Annotated in this window: 1 protein-coding gene and 1 pseudogene; one reads left to right on the forward strand and one right to left on the reverse strand. The window is 57.1% G+C overall.

The window, feature by feature from the left end; all coding sequences use genetic code 11:
• The coding region (locus tag EOA22_RS32935; protein WP_164756151.1) for a LysR family transcriptional regulator at nucleotides 1-799 on the reverse strand (799 nt) is incomplete at its 3' end.
• A gap of 134 nt (nucleotides 800-933) precedes the next feature.
• Between EOA22_RS32935 and EOA22_RS32940 the strand changes: the two are divergent.
• Nucleotides 934-1,609: pseudogene (locus EOA22_RS32940) on the forward strand (amidohydrolase family protein); the annotation flags it as partial.

Consider the following 1,609-nt stretch of genomic DNA (forward strand, 5'->3'; position numbering starts at 1 on the left):
GTTCGTGCTTGCGGCGCGCCAGGATGGCCGTGTGTACCGGCTGATGCAGGGTCGGAGCACCTTCGACGATGAACGATGGGCGTTCGAGGGCGAACCTGCGCGCATCGTCACTTCGCATATAGCAGGTCCCGCCCGCGCGCCGTAGCATCATCTCCGCCAAGGTTTCTGATCCCATGGAAAGGCGACAGATCGCCAACTCGCCAAGCAATTCGGCATGGGCCTTCTCCAGCAGGACCGTATAGCCAGGACGAATATAGGTTTCAGGATCGACCTCGGAGAGGGTTCTGGCTACCGTGGAAACCATCACATATTCCTCAACCATCAAATGTTCATAGGAGATTTCGGGTAGGTATCGTGGGGCGTAAAGCACAGCGATGTCGAGATTTCCCATGCTTAGGTCGCTGACCATCTGGTTCGAATAATCCGACTCGACATGGATCGACGATTTGGGAAGAGCCTGACACAGCGTCTCCACCCAACCCGGCAAAACCGAGCGGGTCATCCCGTCCTGCGCGGCGACGCGCAAGGTGCCTTCGAAACGATTGAACGCCCGGACATCGTGGCGAGCCTGCGACCATGTGGACAGCAGGGATCTTGCGTAAGCTTCGAACCGGCGTCCTGCGGCGGTCGGTTCCGCCCCAGCGCGTCCGCGCTGGAACAGTTCGGACCCGATTGCGCTCTCGAGGTTCTTGATGCGGGTGCTGATCGTCGACTGGGTCAATCCTAGCCGATCCGCGGTGCGATTGAAGTTTCTCGATTCGATGATGTCCAGAAAGGTCTCGATGTGATCAAGTTGCATGAAATCTCCAATCGAAAAACTCGATCATATTCCACGTATCATAAGCTTGATCAAACAATACTCAAGGCGGAAGCTGTAGCACATCAGCGGCCGGCAGCGCCGCCGGGACGAGATACGGATACGGAGCGGAAGAAGTGTTCATAGTCGACTGCGACTGTCATAATTACTGGTCAAGCGCTACTGTGTTGGAGCCCTATCTCTCCGGCTTGTGGAAAGACATGTTCATCGAGGGCGAGAAAACAGGGCCCGTTGGGGCCTTTCCGCATGGTCATCGGCCCTGGTTCCACCCGCAGGACTTTTCCCGCAAGGACATCCGTCCGAAAACGGAAGCCGACAACTATTTCATCATGAAAGAGAAGCACCTCGACAAATACAAAGTCGACGTGGCGATCCTGCCGGCGATGAGCCTATCGAGGCGTCGACCCTGGCTAACCCTTACTATGCCAGCGCTCTGGTCAGCGCTTACAACGATTATCAGATCGATCAGTGGTTGCCGAAAGACGATCGGTTCATGGGCTCGATCATCATCGCGCCACAGGATCCGAAGCTCGCTGCCGCCGAGATACGCCGTCTTGGCAGCCATCCGCGCATGGTCCAGGTTCTCGCCTCCCAGGGGTCCGTCAAGCCGTATGGCGACCCGTTTTACCATCCGATCTACGAAGCCTGCGCGGAAGTGGGGTTGCCATTCGCCATTCATCTGGGCGGGCATGGCGGCGTGAATTCAACTGCCATTGCTCCTGCTCCGACGACATTCTTCTGGGAAACGCATGCCATTCTGCACATGTCGGCGATGTCGCACTTGGCAAGCAT

Origin of the sequence: Mesorhizobium sp. M7A.F.Ca.US.014.04.1.1 (assembly GCF_003998745.1) — a bacterium.
GTDB classification, from domain to species: Bacteria; Pseudomonadota; Alphaproteobacteria; order Rhizobiales; family Rhizobiaceae; genus Mesorhizobium; species Mesorhizobium ciceri.